Raw genomic sequence first — 15,670 nt, 5'->3', positions numbered from 1 at the left:
TCACTTTTTTAGTGACCTCATCAAAATAGTTTTTTTAATACTACTTAATAGGAATATATATGTCAAACTCTCCATTGTTCATAAATCTCTCGTCATAAACTTCTAGTTGAGGTCTATAATCCATTTCACATTGTGAAGCAGGAAGCCACTTTGAGAATATGTTTTCATAAAACTCTCCAAGATCTTTTATCGCACCACTATAAGTATATACAAGATATTTACCTCCTGGAACAACTTTAGTAACCATACCTTCAGGCACAGCAGCAAAGGAATCTACTTCTACGCAAGCTGAGTAGTGGAAATTACCTTCTGAATCCATATCACTATCACAGATACCATAGCAAAGCATTGATTCACTCTTCTGCTTAATGTCACCATAGCGAGCATTAAATACCTGCCAAAGTGCTGGGATTTCTCCATTAGCATTGTTTCCAAAGTAACTTAAACCTACAGCCTTAAATTCCTTTGTAATTATAATTTTTCCATTCATGATTATTAACTCCCTTCATTGATTCTATGTATTAATTATAACAAGTAATCCTTGCCAACATTATGTCAGGGATTTATTTGCATTTATATAAATTTAAAATTTTGGCACTTTTTTCTAATATAAAGTTTCTAAGTGCTAGCGGTTCAAAAACCTCTATTTTATCACTCATAGGAAAAATCACGTTGCAAGCTGTTGTAAAACTAATCATATCAATAGTAAGAATCCAGTTATCTTCTTTTTTAAATGAAGAAGTTATATTAAAGCCATCAAGGAGTTTTATGTTTTCTTCAAGGAGTTTAACTTCAACAGGATATATAATAGTCGGTGTATGAGAAGCAGCTTTTTTTACAAATTGTTCTTTACTGCCTTCCCAAAATTCTTCAAGAGAAAAGTTTTCATCCATGATGAAGCCTTCAGAAAGAATTTCAATAGAATCAATTCTACTACATTTAAAAACTCTAATTTCATTTTTTTTCTCACAAAAGGCTGCTACATACCACTGAGAATTTTTTCTCACTGCACCATAGGGTCTTATTATTCTTTGAGAAAGCTGTCCACCATATTTCTTATAATTAATTTTTAGCTTTTTTAAATCTAGTATAGCTTTTTTTATGATATCTATATTTTCATCTTCTACTATTTTGCCCCACCAAGGAGAAGAATCAACAAAAAAACGTTCCTTTGCCTTAAGAATTTCCTGCTTATGTTCTTCAGATAAACTGTTCTCAAGTTTTATAACCGCATTTTTAAGCTGTGCAGAGGTTTCAGTATTTTTTTCAGGACTAATACCCATGGTTGAAAGTAGAATAGTAAAAACATCATCACTTTTTAATCCCTCAGCAGATGAATTAATTTTATACCCCTCCATGAAAGAGTAGCCGCCATTAGGGCCAGGAATTGACATAATAGGAAGTCCAGACTCACAGAGTATGTCAATATCTCTATAAATGGTTCTTTCAGAGGTTTCTAAAATTTTAGCTAAATTTACAGCCTTCATTATTCCACGAGAATCAAGAAGCATTATAATACCTATAAGTCTATGAAGTCGCATAAAAACACACCCTTATCTAAATTTAAATAATAACAAATGTATAAGGAACTAGAATAAACATTTAAATCATAAATCATCCCTATATTGATTCGCTTTAGGTTTTGTGAAATTACCAAATTAACGTTTCATTAAGCAAGCCTATAGTTTTAAAACATTAAGAAGTTTAAATTATAAACAGCACATATTAATACTTTTGTACGTACAAGTATAAAGAAATAGTACTTATAATCATTATAGGGAATTACAGGAATTAATTGAAGGGATTTCTGCAATTATGCATCTTTAAACTTTAACTTCATGTGGAAAGAAATGTGATTGTTTTTAGATGCACTACAATACTTTAGAAAAACCTAATTAGAATATTGCGAACAATTATATGGTAGGAGATATATTATTATAGTAATTATATGGTAAAATAATTAGTAAACAATATTGAGAAAAATATAAGTGAATTTATGGAGGTAATTATGAATTATCCAGTACATATAGTATCAGTGGGTGGCTTAATAGAGAATAATGAAGGGAAAGTTCTTCTTATAAAAAGCCCAGAGAGAGGTTGGGAAATTCCAGGGGGACAAGTTGAACCAGGTGAAGGACTTACAGATGCCTTAAAAAGAGAAATCAAAGAAGAAACAGGAATAGATATTGAAGTAGGTGAGTTAAAGGCAGTACATTCTAATATAACCAAGAGAATTCAACCAGATGGGGTTACTCTTATTGGAAGTATTGTAAGTTTTGGATTTACTGGCAAGGCTATTTCAGGGGAGTTAACAACTAGTGAAGAGAGCCTTGAGGTAAATTGGTTTCGTAAGGATGAGATATTAGCTGTAATTAATGAAGAATTTACTAGAGATAAGGTAAGGCATATGCTAAGTAGTGAGAAAAAAGTTGCCTATGTTGTGTTTTCTCGTAATCCATATCAGATTCATTCAGAGGAGTTTCTTTAGCAGTATAGCTTACTTTTACGAGAGCATCTAATAAGAAAAAGGAGTTAATAAAATATGGACAAGGTTTTAGTTTATGTTACAGGAAATGAAATTAAATTTAATGTTGGCACTGAAACTTTTGTAAACACAGGAATTACTCTTTTGCAAAAGAAATTGGATACACCAGAAATTCAAAGCAAAAGTGTAGAAGAGGTTGCTAAATATTCTGCTAGTTGGGCTAGTGAAAAGCTAGGAAAACCAGTTATAGTAACAGATGCAGGTTTTTTTATAGAAGCTTTAAATGGCTTTCCAGGACCTTTCATTAAGTTTATAAATCAATGTTTTTCAGCAGAAGATTATATGAACTTAATGAAAGGAAAAACAAATCGTAGGATTATTATTCAGGATTGCTTGGCATACTGCTCTCCAAATGAAGAGCCTATTGTTTTTACTGGATCTTATGTAGGAGAGTTGGCAATAGAGCCTAGTACAAAGCCTGGGACACCAATTGATAGGCTCTTCATACCACAAGGTTTCAGTGTACCTATATCAGAAATTCCTGAGGAGCAAATGCTAGCTTATTGGAGTAGTGGAGAGATAATGAGTAAATTCAAGGAGTACATTTTAAATAGATAAAAGAAAAGTCATTAAAAATTCTATTAGGAGTATTGAAGGTATGAAAAGTAAGTGTTTAGAAATGGATAACTTAAAACAAGACATTGAAATAAAGAAATTTTGTAGTGATGAATATAAGAACATCACCATTAGATTAAGGAAATATAGAGAAGAAGACTTTCAGCAAATTAATAAGTTGAATTCGGAAGAAGGATGGACTAATTTGGTTGAAAACTATGAAGATACTAAGAGGGCTTGGGAGAACTCCAATGTTAGTATAGTTGCTTGTATTGATGAAGAAGTTATTGGATATATAAGGGGAATAACAGATTGCTACGTTACCCTTTATGTATGTGAATTATTAATACATAAAAGTCATCGAGGTTTAGGGATAGGAGAAGCACTACTAAAACTAGCACATCAGCAGTACCCAAAAACTAGAGTTGAGCTTTTAGGGTCAAGTTCTTCTCACACTTATTATGAAAAGCTCAATTATAGGGGTTTTTATGGTTTTAGAAAAACAATTAATGAATAAATGATACTTGTAAAATAAGATTTATCTATAAAATCTAATTTAGCCTATTCCGTCTAAAGTGAGTAACTGTTAATCTGTTAAAAATTATAGATAATGTTTAGCACAATTTTAAGCTATACAAGTTTATTTTGATGATAATAGAAGTTAAATTATATATAAGAAAGAGAGATATAAAATGAATAACCAAATGTATTTTGAAAAATTTTCTAGTGAAGATGACTTTGAGTATTTTTTTAAGTTAGTTTCTAATGAAAAGATTATGACCATGAACTTTGGAAGAGTATTCACTTTGGAAGAAGCTAAAAAATATTATGAAAAAGTATTAAGTATTAATGAAAAGAGTAAAGACTTAGGTCAATTTAAGGTGTTTGAAGGCAGTAACAAGGATTTTATTGGATTAGGTGCTATTGTAGCAAATGAGGATGTAACAGAAGTAGAAATTGAGTATTTATTACTTACTGATTATTGGGGAAAAGGATATGGATGTAGTATTGCAGAAACTTTGGTAAGTATGGCAAGTGGGGTAAAAAGTATAAAAAAAGTTACAGCAATAGCAGATCCTAATAATATTGGATCTAAGAAGATACTGCTTAAAAACGGTTTTGTATCTAGTGAGATATATGAAATTGATGATGGTTCATTGGCAGAAATATTCCATAAAACAATTGAGGATATAAAGTAATAAAGACTTTAATGTTTGTACAAATATTACTGTTTGCTTATAGAAAGCTTTTAATAGTTAGTGAATTTAAACTAAGAAATCTGTACATCGGGAGTGTGTAGAAGTTACAAATGGGGGTAAAGTTATGGGAAAGCTCATAGTAGTTAGACACGGGGAAACAGAATTTAATGTAGAGGGTAGATATACTGGAAGAGTAGATGTAAGTTTAAATAAAAAGGGATTAGAACAGGCAAAGATAACAGCAGCAAAGCTTAAGGATATGTCTATAGATATCATAATTTCTTCTACTTTAAAAAGGGCAAAGGAAACAGCTGAAATTATTAGTAGGGAATTACAAGTACCAATTATAGAAATGGAGGAATTCGTTGAAAAATATGTAGGGGTTTATGAAGGACTAACAAGAGAGGAAGCTAAAGCTAAATATCCCCACATGTGGGAAGCTAATTCACCTAAGGGTGCAGAAACTTTAGAAGAAGTAAAGGAAAGAGTGTACAAGGCGCTAAATAGAATTCAGTGCAAGTATTTACATAACAAAAATGTGCTCCTAGTCACTCACGGTTATGTATCTAAGGTTATTAATAGATACTTTAATAATTCTACTGATGAGGAATTTGCGAAATATGTTCTTAGGAACTGTGATTATCACGAATACTCCATGTGCCTTAAAGAAAATCTTTATAAAGAACTAGAAGTTTTAGGGTTAGAAAATAAGGAGTGTATGGCTCTTGAAGAAATTCGAAATAAAGATGGAATTTATTTATATAAAGTTAGATATAAAAATGAGAATTTTGTTCTAAAGTACTTTTTAAACCATGATTATAAAAGAGAAATAAGTAATTATGATTTGCTAAAACACCTTGCAGTGCCAACAATTAAAGTGTTTGGAGGTACTGCTAATAGTATACTTCTTGAGGATATTGATAAAAGTCAGGATTATAGACTAGGAAGGGAAGAGGACTTATCAGATTCTGAATTGGCAAGGGCTATTGCAAAGTGGTATAAGAAGCTCCATGAGAAAGGTTTAGAAAGACCTATTAAGGATAATGAAAGGTTTTATAGAGAAATAGATTGTATTACTAGAGAAGATATAGAGGTTGTGAAAAACAAATCTAATACTAAAGATAATAGCCTATGGAATTTAATCGAAGACAACTGGAGTTTATTTTTAAACATAGTAACAGGCTTAGAAGAAACTATAAATTACAATGATTTTTATTGGACAAACCTTGTGGTGAGAAAAGATAAGAAAGAAGCCTTAATGTTTGATTATAATTTTCTAGGAGTTGGAACTAGATATAATGATATTAGAAATGTAACAGTTTCCTTATCAGAAGCTGCAAAAGATGCATTTATGGATGAGTATGGTGGTTATAGTCAGAGAGAGAAAGCTGTTGATGATGTGACTACTTCGCTAATAACCTTGATAAGTGCTTATAAAAAGGATACATTTCCTAAATGGGCAGAGGAGGCACAAAAGTCTATTAATGATGGAACTTTAGAGAAAAACATAAGAAATTTGTTGGAATTAAACTGTTCATAAGCAATAAGGCTTAGTAAATAACAGCAGTATGTAATAAACAATTTAAATTTACAGACTATGTAAGGTAATGATATTTTGGAAGGTTTAAGTGTGCCTTCTTCTATAAGGGGAGTATAAACAGCTTGCAGTTCTTAGACTTAAGTAACTTGCTTTAGAACCATTTTAAATATGCTTCTAAATTTGCATTATAAAATGAACTTGTTCATTATTCAATAAATGATATAGATATATAATTTATAAATAAGGGAGAAAAACAAATGTTAAAAGTAAATTTTTATGATTTAAATTCAGTGGAAGAAGATAAACTTAAATTTGCTGTTATTGCAGCAGAATATAAAGATAAATGGGTATTTGTAAAGCATAAGGATAGAGAAACTTGGGAAATTCCAGGGGGACATAGAGAAGAAAAAGAAAATATATGTGTTACTGCACCAAGAGAACTCATTGAAGAAACAGGGGCAAAGGATTTTTCTATGATACCAATATGTATTTACTCTGTAGATAAGGGAGAAGGGGAGTCCTATGGGCAATTATTTTACTCGAAAATTCATCACCTGGGTAAATTGCCAGAATTCGAAATTGATAAAATTAAATTATTTGATAACATGCCTGAAAATTTAACATATCCTCTTATCCAGCCACACTTGTTAAAAAAAGCAGAAGAATACAAAAGTAAAAAAATGAATGTTGAAGCTATTGATAGGTTTAGTAACATACAAAAGGACATATTTGATAATAAGGTGCAAAAGGGGTTCAACATTACTAATGTTGAATTAGAGTTTTGCTTAACTAATGGAGAACTTGCAGAAGCCTTTGAGGCTTATATAAAAAAGTTACCTACAGTTGGTGAGGAATTGGCTGATGTTGCAATTTACTTATATGGAATTGCCGAAATCTTAGGCTATGATTTAAAGGAAGAAATCTTAAACAAGGTAGCAAAAAATAAGAATCGCATATACAAAGATATCAATGGTGTAACCACTAGAATCAGTGAAGGTTAGCAACTAGTATTTTTATGGAGGGATTGGGATGATATACAGACAAGCAGTAGAAAAGGATCTAAAAGAGCTTGCAGAAATTAGATGGGACTTTCAACATGAAAGCTATGAGGTTTCTACAGAAATTTCAAAAGAGGCATTTTTAGAACAGTGCATCCTCTTCTTAAAGGATGGACTGAATAAAGGAGAATGGGTTTACTGGATAGCTGAAGACAGTAACACAATTGTATCCCAAATTTTTGTTCGGAAAATTAGAAAGGTACCAAAGCCACAGTGCTTAATTGACGAGTACGGCTATGTTACAAATGTTTATACAAGGCCACATTACAGAAATAAAGGCATTGGAAAACAATTAATGGAACAGGTTAAACTATGGGCAGTTGACTGTGACTTAGAAATATTAATTGTTTGGCCAAGTAAGGAAGCAGTTCAATTTTACGAAAGAGCAGGCTTTAAGGGAGAAAATGATATTATGGAGTTAGTGATTAGAGAGGATTATTAAAGGTTAGTAGTGATGATTATTATATTACTGATTTAAGATATAGATTATGAATTTAAAAATATGGATAAAAAGAATTTAGAGCATCATTGATAATAATGTTTGTTCTATAGAGCTAAATATAATGCATATTAGTACTACAAATTATCTAAGAATATTGAATGCACGCTCTAATTAACCAAATATTCCATTTTGCAATAAAAAAAATATATTGCAAAATGGAATGTTTAGTAATTATATTTTTGATTTTTATTAAGTTAATTTCTATAAAAGTAATATATCTGACTTTTCACACTCTAGGATCATATCCTCTGGCCACATTGCAGCTTGAACTTCACCTATATGTGCTTTTCTTAAAAAGAACATACATATTCTTGATTGGCCTATTCCTCCACCTACAGTATATGGAAGGCTACCTTGAAACAGTAGCTTATGATACTCTAGTTCCTTGCGATCTTCACATCCCGCAATTTCAAGTTGTTTTATGAGTGCTTCTTTATCAACCCTTATACCCATTGAAGAAAGCTCAACAGCCTTATCAAGTATTGGGTACCAGAAGATTATATCTCCATTCAGTTCCCAATCATCGTAATCAGGGGATCTTCCATCATGTTTCTCTCCTGATTTTAATGTGCCGCCGATTTTCATAATAAATACTGAGCCCTTTTCCTTAGCAATAGCATTTTCTCTTTCCTTTGACGTAAAGCTTGGATATTTATCCTCAAGTTCCTGTGATGTGATAATATAAATCTCCTGTGGAAGTATTTTATCTATATGAGGGTAAAAGTTGCATATATACTCTTCACTATCCTTGAAAACCCTGTATATCCTTTGGACTATACTCTTTAAGACTTCCTCGTTTCTCTCATTCTTATCAATGACTCTTTCCCAATCCCACTGGTCAACATACATTGAGTGAAGATTATCCAGGTCCTCATCCCTTCTTATAGCATTCATGTCAGTATAAAGGCCTTCACCAGTTTGAAATCCATATCTTTTTAGAGCTATTCTCTTCCATTTAGCTAAGGACTGGACTATTTCAAAGTCATAGTCTTTAATAAACTTTGAATCAAATGCTACAGGTCTTTCCACACCATTAAGATTGTCATTTATACCAGTATCCTTTCTAACGAAAAGTGGGGCAGATACTCTAGTAAGATTAAGTTCCTTTGCAAGTCTTGTTTCAAAATAGTCCTTCAACTTCTTTATGGCTATCTCTGTCTCTCTAATGTTAAGTTTAGTTTTATAGCCTGAGGGTACTGCTAATAATGTTTTGTAAGTTTGTTCCATGACAATCCTTCCTTTCAATTAAATAATGTAGTATGAAGTATAGATGTACTGATGAAATTATTTTAATAATTTAGTAAAATAGGCAAATAAAAAAGCCTTTCATCCCTGTAAGGGACGAAAGACTAAACTTCCGCGGTACCACCCAAATTAGCAAAATGCTCTTCTCAATCAGTACGGAATAATGCTTCGATACTGTCCAATCTATAACGGTTTGGCTCCGTCTAAGCCTACTCTCCAGAAGGATTTTGGTTAGAAACTCCGAGATGTTCTTCATTACAATCATCATGTCAGGATTCCACCATCCCCGACTCTCTAAAAATCTTCTTGTAATTACTCTTCTCATCATAGTTTTTGCTTTAAGTTATTAACCATTATAATTCTATCTAGGAAACTAGTCAACATGTTTTTATAAAATTTTGAAAGTTTAATTTTCAAAAGCTTCATTTATTCTAAAAATCAAATTATGAAATAAAAGATGATGAAGGGCGTGATCTTATTATCATAAAATGATGTGTTAAAATCACGTCCTTTTTTATAGATATAACATTATCATATTGTAATATAGAAATTAGGCTTTCGCTAAGTTTATTAGGGTAAGAAAGTTATAGGTATATTATTACAGTGAATATATGGTAAAGTAGAGAGGGAAATGTAAAAATATTTTGTAACTAGTCATAAATACTTAAAACCAATTACTAATATTTTATAATAGGGTATACCTAGGGGAGGCAAAAATGAATATAAAAATTAACACAAGCACAATAAGACCAATGTTAGACATCTGTGAAAAGTACATAGCTGGGGAGAATATTGAAGAAGAATTAAGGGGTATTTTAAATCATGAGGATTACTTAGTTGAATTAGAACGTTACAACGCTTCGGGGGGACCTAGAGGAGGATTCTCAAAAGAAGAATTTATAGATTTTTTTACTAATTTAAATAGTTTGAACTATACAGATATTAATAACATACGACTAAGAGAAAGATTGGCAAGCTTTCAGTATTTACTAAAAAATATTGATAAGTATAAGGCATTAATGCCCCTGATAGAAAGTATCTCTGTTGAAAAGGTAAGAGCTGCTCTTGAGAAAACTAAAAAAGGTTTACCTGAAGATATTGATTTTAATGAAATAGATTTGATTTTTTCTATAGGATTAGGACCGTCACTGGGATGGTTTTATAATAATTATTCTCATTATGATGTGATTGAGTTCTTTAAAGATTTTAATGAAGAAATTTTACTTAGCACGATTGCCCATGAATATCATCATGTAGGGTATAGAATACTTAGTTCTAATTTAGATGAATCAGCATTTACTATAGATGAAACCTTTTATTCCTTATTTTCAGGAGAAGGATTAGCAATTAAGTATTGTAACAATTACAAGGGATTACTGACAACTAATATATATAATGAAAGAGCAAATATAGGTGTAGATGAAAAGTCTTATGCCTACTTCATGGAAGAATTCAAAGCAATATATGAAAAGTTCTTATCAGATATTCAAGATATTAGAAGTGGAAAATTTAAAACTCAAGAAGAATTAGTTCAAATGTTCATAAAATATTGGATGGGCACAAGAACAAATAGAGTTAAAGATAATGAGCCAGATGATCTTGGACAAAGCTTAAGTTATTTTGTAGGGGCTGAAATATGGGGATTAATTCATGATACTTATGGAAAAGAAAAATTATATGAAATATTAAAAAATCCATCACTATTTTTAAGTTATTACAACAAGGCGCTAAGTAATATAGGCAGAAATGACTTGTTAATACCAGAAGTGTAGGAAGAAAAAAATATAAAGTAAACAGCATATAATCCTCATAAAAAAAGTTTGGGTTTGAAGGGGTTTAATTTATAAATTTTATAAAGGAAGTATAAGAGAGATGAATAACGAAGGTATACGAAGAGTTGCAATGGAACAATCAGCTATAGACTTTAATTGTTCTGTTGATTATTTTTTAAGCAATAAGGATAGGGTTGTAATATCTAAATTAAATAAGGGAAGTAAAAAGTGTTATAAAAAGAGGTTATTTTGTGGACTTGCATACTATGGTGAAGGGGTAGTTGCAACAGTAGATGAGAGTATAAAGGATTTTATGGAAAAGTTTCTAAATAAATATCCAGGATTTAGAGCTTTTGATACTCCTGAATTAATTCTTTTAAATAGAGAACTTGAAAAGTACAGCAAAATGGTATGTTTTATAGCTGAGTGTTTTCTTCCAGATGTTGAAAAACAGATTTTAGTTAATAAAGATATAGAAGTAAAGATGCTGTCTGAGGATGAAATACCTTCTTTGTATGAAGATGAAAGGTTTCATATGGCTTTGACTTATAATAGTGACGGTGATAAAAAAGATGTGTTAGCTGTGGTTGGATATATTGATGGAAGAATAGCAGGGGTAGCAGCAGCAAGCAATGACTGCGAAAACATGTGGCAAGTGGGTATTGATGTATTGCCAGAGTTTAGAAAACAGGGAGTTGCTAAAACACTTACTAAGATTTTAACAGATGAAGTCATTAGGAGAGGAAAAGTACCCTATTACTGTACAGCTTGGTCAAATATAGCATCAAAAAATAATGCAATCAGTTGTGGATACAAAACCGCATGGGTAGAGATAGGTGCAATTGATATCGAAGATGCAATGAAAATTGCTGGTGAGTAAACTTTGTAGAAACAGAAAAAGCTTGTATATTAGGTTAAGGTAGGCAACCGTATAAAGAGTATAGAAAATTGGAGGATAAAAAATGAAGTTTTGTCCAGATTGTGGAGCTCTATTAAAGGAACATTTAGAAGATAAACAAGTTATAAAGAAATGTAATTGTGGCTTTACTGATTGGGACAATTGGGTAAATGTTGCTGTAGTTGTGGCTTGTTATAATAGTAAAAAAGAATTTGTAATGGTTAGATTAAAGGGCAATGAAAAGGGAAAGGTAACTTTTCCTGGAGGGTATCGGGATTTAGGTGAAACCCTAGAAGATGCAGCAAAGCGAGAGTTTTTTGAGGAAACAGGGTATGCAATAGATAACTTAAATCTATTTAAGGTTTATACACGAGATGATTTAGGCTTGTTTGGATAGTATTTACAGCCCAATTAGGAAGTGGGGAGTTTATTGAGAATTCAGAAACTGATGAAATGTTATTTTTTTCGAAAGAAAATCTACCGAGAATAGAAGATTTAAGAGGAGAGCTTACTGAAAAATTATTGCAGGATTTATTAGCTTATAAGAATAGTATCTAGAAATTAGAATTGCTAAATTTCTTATATTAAAAGCTGAAGTTGTGGTAATTAATAGTCTAAGCAAGTAGATATTTGGAGTAAACCCTGAAGTTTTCCAGGGCAATAAGGCACTGTTGTTAGGTGCACTTTTAAACTGAAGATTAAATATTAAAAAAGTTGTAGAATTCACTAATAAACATAGAGTATAAGAATGGACTATGAAAATTTTAAAGAACTATATTTTAAGGGAGGGAATATGATGGAGGTTTTTGCAAAACCAGCTGTAGGAGCAATTATTGAGAAAGAAATTAATGGAGTTTTGTATGTTTTAATTCAAGAAAGGTGTAAGGAAGAGCACTCTGAAGATAATGGATTAATTGAAATTCCAGCAGGAAAAATAAGAGAATACGAGAATATTTTTGATAGTTTACGTAGAGAAGTATGGGAAGAAACTGGATTAAAATTAACAGAGATACAGGGAGAAGAAGAGGCTATTGTTACTCAATGTAATGGATATAAAGTAATGAGTTTTAATCCATTTTATTCTTCACAAAATTTAAGTGGTGCCTACTCTATAATGCTCCAGACTTTTATATGTAAAGCCACAGGAGAATTACTAGAGAACTCTGATGAATCAATAAATCTAAGGTGGATTTCACTTGAAGAGCTTAAAACTATCATAGAAGAAAATGAAGATTCCTTTTATCCAATGCATATCAATGCTTTAAAAAAATATCTAAGAGAAAAATTAAATTAGAAGTTTAACTTTGTAGAGGCTTTCAAAAGGAATTTTAATTTGTTTCCTTCAGAGAATTACTAATTGATGTGCTTTGTAAATAGCGAAAGTAAAAGGATGTGCAAAAGCATATCCTTTTACTTTGGAATGGCTTATTTTAATATAATTTTTGGGTTAGGCTTTGTCTTATATTTTATTCAGGAAGAGGATTAAAGGTATATTTTCACAGTAAACATATGGTAAAATGAAAAGACGAGTTATAAAAATATTGCGAAAACAATACTAGTTGAAAAGCAGATGATAGATTTATACATAATTAATTATGGGGGTTAAAGGAATGAAATTTACTATTAATAAAGATGAGTTTTTTAAGGGGATACAAGAAGCTCAGAGAGTTATTTATTTAAAAAGTGGATTTACAACACTGCAAGGAATTTTAATAAAAGCAAAAAAGGATTATCTGTTGATTGCAGGAGGAGATAAGAATTTATATCTAGAAACTGAAGTTAAAGCAGAGGTTTATGAGGAAGGCAGCATTGTAGTAGAGTCTAGATTGTTAGGAGATATAGTAAGAAAGTTACCTGATGCACCAATAGAAATAAGTACTGTCAGTGATAGAAATATTAAAATTATTTGTGATAAAAATATAATAAATTTAGTTTATCAAGATGAAGACAGTTTTCCGAAGATGCCTGAAATTAAAGAAGACATTAAAGTATCTATACCACAGAAGGCTATAAAAAGGATGATTAAGGGAACTACCTTCGCAACAGATCAAAGCGGACTAAGACCTATATATTCAGGAGTTCTTTTCGATTTAAAAGATAATGAACTTAATATGGTGGCATTAGATGGTATAAGAGCGGCTATATGTCATTACCTAAATGAAAATAAAGGAATTATTAGTGTTGTAATACCTGGACGCACACTAAACGAAGTAGCTAAAATTAGTGAAGTTCAAGATACTGAGGTTAAAATTACATTTACTTCAAATCAAATATTATTTAATATTGGTAAAACAAGAGTAATATCCACACTATTAGATGGAGAGTTTGGGAAATATGAAACTTTTATACCAAATGAATATACTTTAAAAGTTGCGATGAATAAACAAATCTTAATTGACAACTTAGAAAGGGCATCAATAATTGGGAGAGAGGGGAGCTTTAGTTCAGTTATATTAGATATGAAGGAGGACAAGATGTATATTACGTCCAGTTCACAAATAGGAGATATAAAAGGAGAGATAGATGTATTATTGCAGGGGCTACCTTTACAGGTAAAAGCAAATTCAAAATATATATTAGATGCATTAAATGCTATAGAAGATGAGGAAGTTATGCTTAAGTTTACATCTAGCCTATCTGTTTTTGTAATTACTGAAAGAAATAATGAGAACTCTACATATTTAATATCACCAGTGAGAATGTAGTTTTTGATTAATGCATCTGAAACCCGGATGAATACTATATATTCTTATCTTCTTATAAAGATAAGAATACAACAATACATGAATAAATATTTATATCAAGAAGTATTTATAAGAATATGTATTTTTGTATTGATAATGGCTATAAAAAATGATGATTGGATGAGAGGAGCTATTCAGGAAGTAGATAGTAAATTAAGGCTCAAAGGAATAAAGCTAATGGGGTGAGGATTTTGAGAAGTGAAAAGGAAATCATGGATTTAATACTAAAGGTGGCTAGAGAAGATGAACGTATTAGAGCAGTTTACATGGGAGGGTCTAGGACAAACCCTAAAGTAGAAAAGGATATTTATCAGGATTACGATATTGTCTATGTGGTAACGGAAACTAAGTCCTTTTTAGAAGATAAGAATTGGATTTCTGTGTTTGGAGATATAGCTGTAATGCAGGAACCAGATTTATTTGATGTAGCTTATGGAAGAAAACATAAATTTCATCAGTCATACACCTGGTTAATGCTATTCAAAGATGAAAATAGAATTGACTTAGGAATAAAAACTAAAGAAGAAATGTTAGAGGACTATTTAGAGGATAAACTTACTTTGCCACTTTTAGATAAGGATAATTGTTTACCTAAAACACAGGCGCCAACGGATGAAGATTACTGGGTGAAAAAACCTACAGAGCTACAATATATTTGTAGTTGTAATGAATTTTGGTGGTGTTTAAATAATGTAGCAAAAGGAATTGCAAGAGATGAGCTGCCGTATGCTATGTGGATGTATAATGTAATCGTAAGAAATATGATTGAAAAAATGTTAGATTGGCACATTGGAACAAACACAAACTTTTCTGTGTCACCAGGAAAGCAGGGTAAGTATTATAAAAAGTATCTTACTAAAGAACTTTATGAAATGTATTCAAAAACATATACGGATAGCAATTATGAAAACTTTTGGGCTGCAATATTTAATGGTTGTGAACTATTTAGAATTATTGCGTTAGATGTGGGGGAAGATCTTGGATACAAATACAATAAAGTTGAAGATGAAAATATGATAGAGTACTTATTAAAAGTAAAAAGCAACTGCTTTGTTTAGGGGGATTAGTCATGGAAAACTTAGAATTTATAACTGGGAGCAGGGAACTATTAGATTTTGTAAAGCCCTTATGGGAAAATTTAAATAGACATCATGGAGAAAATTCAAAACATTTTTCACATAAGTTTAGCAGCTTAAATTTTGAAGTTAGAAAAAGTAAGTTTATAAATGATGAAAATATGCAAGTTAAAATTGATTTAATTAAATATAAGGATAAGAATGAATTTATTGGATACTGTATTAGCACAATTAATGTAGATTTAACTGGAGAAATTGATTCCTTGTTTGTAGATAAGGTATATCGTAAATATGGTATAGGGGATAAGCTAATGACTAGGGCATTACAATGGTTAGATGATAATAAGGTTAAAACAAAAATAATTGGTGTAGCAGAAGGAAATGAGAATGTATTGGAGTTTTATGAAAGACATGGCTTTTATAAAAGGAGAATAATTTTAGAACAAGTTGAAAAATAGAGCCCAAGTTAGGTAACATGCAAGAGCAAAAATCCTGCAGATTTGTACCTAAAATGCAGGGTATCTTAACATTACCTT

The 15,670-nt window shown here is 31.1% G+C and carries 18 protein-coding genes and 1 other annotated feature; of the genes, 15 read left to right on the top strand and 3 right to left on the bottom strand.

The window, feature by feature from the left end:
- Positions 1-40: 40 nt before the first annotated feature.
- Positions 41-490 carry a GyrI-like domain-containing protein gene (locus tag C661_RS0110425; protein WP_017415255.1) on the bottom strand — a complete coding sequence of 150 codons (450 nt, stop codon included), beginning with the start codon at positions 488-490 and terminating at the stop codon, positions 41-43.
- A gap of 73 nt (positions 491-563) precedes the next feature.
- On the bottom strand, positions 564-1,541 hold the full coding sequence (locus C661_RS0110420; RefSeq protein WP_017415254.1) for a helix-turn-helix transcriptional regulator: 978 nt from the start codon (positions 1,539-1,541) through the stop codon (positions 564-566).
- A 467-nt stretch (positions 1,542-2,008) separates the two neighbouring features.
- On the opposite strand from C661_RS0110420, the gene C661_RS21695 reads away from it, so the two are divergent.
- From C661_RS21695 to C661_RS0110380, 7 genes are all read left to right on the top strand, one after another.
- A complete protein-coding gene (locus tag C661_RS21695) occupies positions 2,009-2,488 on the top strand; it encodes an NUDIX hydrolase (RefSeq protein ID WP_017415253.1) in 480 nt (159 codons plus the stop codon).
- A gap of 54 nt (positions 2,489-2,542) precedes the next feature.
- Complete coding sequence (locus tag C661_RS0110410) at positions 2,543-3,103, top strand: non-canonical purine NTP pyrophosphatase (protein ID WP_017415252.1); 561 nt, start codon at positions 2,543-2,545, stop codon at positions 3,101-3,103.
- Positions 3,104-3,143: 40 nt separating this feature from the next.
- Positions 3,144-3,617, top strand: a complete 474-nt coding sequence (locus C661_RS0110405; RefSeq protein ID WP_017415251.1) for a GNAT family N-acetyltransferase — start codon at positions 3,144-3,146, stop codon at positions 3,615-3,617.
- Positions 3,618-3,792: 175 nt separating this feature from the next.
- The gene (locus C661_RS0110400) at positions 3,793-4,299 is read left to right on the top strand and encodes a GNAT family N-acetyltransferase (RefSeq protein WP_017415250.1); all 507 of its coding nucleotides are present in this window, start codon (positions 3,793-3,795) and stop codon (positions 4,297-4,299) included.
- Between the two features lie 124 nt (positions 4,300-4,423).
- On the top strand, positions 4,424-5,839 hold the full coding sequence (locus C661_RS22745) for a histidine phosphatase family protein (RefSeq protein WP_017415249.1): 1,416 nt from the start codon (positions 4,424-4,426) through the stop codon (positions 5,837-5,839).
- 257 nt (positions 5,840-6,096) lie between these two features.
- Entirely contained in the window at positions 6,097-6,840 is a 744-nt protein-coding gene (locus C661_RS24490; RefSeq protein WP_017415248.1) for a MazG-like family protein, read from the top strand.
- Positions 6,841-6,868: 28 nt separating this feature from the next.
- Positions 6,869-7,339 (top strand): GNAT family N-acetyltransferase, encoded by a 471-nt coding sequence (locus C661_RS0110380; protein WP_017415247.1) that lies wholly within the window; start codon positions 6,869-6,871, stop codon positions 7,337-7,339.
- 261 nt (positions 7,340-7,600) lie between these two features.
- Here the strand turns inward: C661_RS0110380 and asnA are convergent, their stop codons facing one another.
- Positions 7,601-8,626 (bottom strand): aspartate--ammonia ligase, encoded by a 1,026-nt coding sequence (asnA, locus tag C661_RS0110375; protein WP_017415246.1) that lies wholly within the window; start codon positions 8,624-8,626, stop codon positions 7,601-7,603.
- Between the two features lie 107 nt (positions 8,627-8,733).
- Positions 8,734-8,981, bottom strand: a binding site (T-box leader).
- A gap of 379 nt (positions 8,982-9,360) precedes the next feature.
- On the opposite strand from asnA, the gene C661_RS0110370 reads away from it, so the two are divergent.
- From C661_RS0110370 to C661_RS0110335, 8 genes are all read left to right on the top strand, one after another.
- Positions 9,361-10,416: a DUF5700 domain-containing putative Zn-dependent protease gene (locus C661_RS0110370; protein ID WP_017415245.1), complete on the top strand. Its 1,056-nt coding sequence runs from the start codon at positions 9,361-9,363 to the stop codon at positions 10,414-10,416.
- 100 nt (positions 10,417-10,516) lie between these two features.
- Positions 10,517-11,296 carry a GNAT family N-acetyltransferase gene (locus tag C661_RS0110365; RefSeq protein ID WP_017415244.1) on the top strand — a complete coding sequence of 260 codons (780 nt, stop codon included), beginning with the start codon at positions 10,517-10,519 and terminating at the stop codon, positions 11,294-11,296.
- A gap of 82 nt (positions 11,297-11,378) precedes the next feature.
- Positions 11,379-11,711, top strand: coding sequence for an NUDIX hydrolase (locus C661_RS21675; protein WP_017415243.1), 333 nt, complete (start codon positions 11,379-11,381; stop codon positions 11,709-11,711).
- A gap of 399 nt (positions 11,712-12,110) precedes the next feature.
- Complete coding sequence (locus C661_RS0110355) at positions 12,111-12,608, top strand: NUDIX hydrolase (RefSeq protein ID WP_017415242.1); 498 nt, start codon at positions 12,111-12,113, stop codon at positions 12,606-12,608.
- A 316-nt stretch (positions 12,609-12,924) separates the two neighbouring features.
- Entirely contained in the window at positions 12,925-14,019 is a 1,095-nt protein-coding gene (gene dnaN, locus C661_RS0110350; protein ID WP_017415241.1) for a DNA polymerase III subunit beta, read from the top strand.
- Between the two features lie 27 nt (positions 14,020-14,046).
- Complete coding sequence (locus C661_RS23955; RefSeq protein WP_192812658.1) at positions 14,047-14,244, top strand: hypothetical protein; 198 nt, start codon at positions 14,047-14,049, stop codon at positions 14,242-14,244.
- On the top strand, positions 14,241-15,116 hold the full coding sequence (locus C661_RS0110340) for an aminoglycoside 6-adenylyltransferase (RefSeq protein WP_242825992.1): 876 nt from the start codon (positions 14,241-14,243) through the stop codon (positions 15,114-15,116). Before C661_RS23955 ends, C661_RS0110340 begins: the two co-directional genes overlap by 4 nt.
- Positions 15,117-15,127: 11 nt before the next feature.
- Entirely contained in the window at positions 15,128-15,592 is a 465-nt protein-coding gene (locus C661_RS0110335) for a GNAT family N-acetyltransferase (RefSeq protein WP_017415238.1), read from the top strand.
- The last annotated feature ends 78 nt before the right edge of the window (positions 15,593-15,670 follow it).

The organism is Clostridium tunisiense TJ (genome assembly GCF_000300195.1).
GTDB lineage: Bacteria > Bacillota > Clostridia > Clostridiales > Clostridiaceae > Clostridium_J > Clostridium_J tunisiense.
The sequence above is the reverse complement of the archived record's forward strand: the minus strand, read 5'-3'. Positions and strand labels throughout refer to the sequence as shown.